The 1,699-nt window shown below is 69.6% G+C and carries 2 protein-coding genes; both read left to right on the top strand.

The annotated features are described in order from the left end of the window. Positions 1–1,115: acyl-CoA dehydrogenase family protein (locus AC04L7_RS18150; RefSeq protein ID WP_475513626.1), on the top strand; the 1,115-nt coding region annotated here is incomplete at its 5' end. Further along, complete coding sequence (locus tag AC04L7_RS18145; protein ID WP_435997881.1) at positions 1,112–1,612, top strand: L,D-transpeptidase family protein; 501 nt, start codon at positions 1,112–1,114, stop codon at positions 1,610–1,612. The genes AC04L7_RS18150 and AC04L7_RS18145, both read left to right, overlap by 4 nt. Positions 1,613–1,699 lie beyond the last annotated feature (87 nt).

Below are 1,699 nucleotides of genomic sequence, written 5' to 3'. Positions count from 1 at the left end.
TCGTCGACAAGGCCGGCATCACCCTCGGCATGGGGATGACGGAGAAGCAGGGCGGCTCGGACGTGCGCACGAACGCCACCGTCGCCACCCTGCAGGGGGACGACACGTATGCGCTGGTCGGCCACAAGTGGTTCTTCTCGGCKCCGATGTSCGACGSTTTCCTGGTRCTYGCGCAGGCGCCGGGGGGCTTGACCTGTTTCCTGATGCCTCGCCGCCGCGACGATGGCAGCAAGAACGCCTTCAGGCTGACGCGCCTGAAGGACAAGCTGGGCGACTGGGCCAACGCGTCCAGCGAGGTGGAATTCACGGGTGCGCGAGCGTGGCGCGTGGGCGAGGAGGGGCGAGGGGTCGCCACGATCATCGAGATGGTGATGCTGACGCGCCTGGATTGCATGGTGGGGTCGGCCGCGGAAATGCGCATGGCGCTGGCGCAGGCCCTGCACCATGCGCGTCATCGCATCGCATTCGGCAGGCCGCTCGCCGACCATGCCGTGATGAGCAACGTGTTGGCCGACCTCGCGCTGGAATCCGAGGCTGCCACGGCATTCTCGCTGCGCGTCGCACGTGCGGTGGATGCCGCTGCGCACGACGCGCACGAAGCGGCCTTTGCGCGCCTCGCTACCGCAGTGGGCAAGTACTGGGTCTGCAAACGCGCGCCCGGCGTCGTCAACGAGGCGCAGGAGTGCCTGGGCGGTGCAGGGTACGTGGAGGAGTCGATCCTGCCGCGGCTATATCGACAGGCGCCGCTCAACTCGATCTGGGAGGGTAGCGGCAACATCCAGTGCCTGGACGTGTTGCGTGCCTTGGCACGTGATGCCGGCGTGTCCGATGCGGTCACCCGCGAACTGGCGTCCGCCGGCGGCATCGACCCGGCCTACGACGTCTTCGTCGAGCGACTGCGCACCGGTCTGGCGTCCATGCAGGAGGCCGGCGCACGGATGCTCGTCGAGCGGCTGGCGCTCGCGCTGCAGGCCGCCGTGCTGCTGCGGACCGGCAGCCCGGCGGCACCGCTGTTCGTCCGCAGCCGCCTCGGCGGCGAGCATGGCGCGGTATTCGGCACGCTGCCCGCCGACGTCGATGCGGCCGCACTCCTCGCACGGGCATTGCCGGCATGAGTCGCTGGCTGCTCATCCTGCTGTCGTCGTTCGGGATGACAGCGCAGGCGCATGAAACCGGGACATCTCCGCCCGCCCTGGTGCCCGCCGCGCAGCGGGCAGACGCCATCCGTGTCTACAAGGCGCAGCGGCGCCTCGACCTGCTGCGCGCCGGCATCGTCATCGCCCGCTATCGGATCGTGCTGGGCGGCGCGCCGGTCGGGCACAAGCGGCAGCAAGGGGACCAGCGGACGCCCGAAGGCGATTACCGCATCACCTACCGCAACGAGCGCAGCCGCTTCCACCTGTCGCTGCGCATCTCCTATCCGGACCACGCCGACCGACAGCAGGCAGAGGCCCGCGGCGTCGATCCCGGCGGCGACATCATGATCCACGGCGCGACGCCACCCGGTTCGCGGGTGGACTGGACGGAAGGCTGCATTGCCGTGACCAATGAAGAGATGGACGCCATCTGGCAGCGGGTGCCGGTCGGCACGCCGATCCGCATCCTGCCCTGAGGTGGTGGCGGATCAGCGGGCGCCGCCGCGCGCAGCGAGGGCGCGCGATCCTGTGATGATCAGGCGGACCATTTCCGAGAGCTGCTC

It is taken from the genome of Pseudoxanthomonas sp. LjRoot204_2, from assembly GCF_056175765.1.
This window is presented reverse-complemented; position numbering and strand designations above follow the sequence as displayed.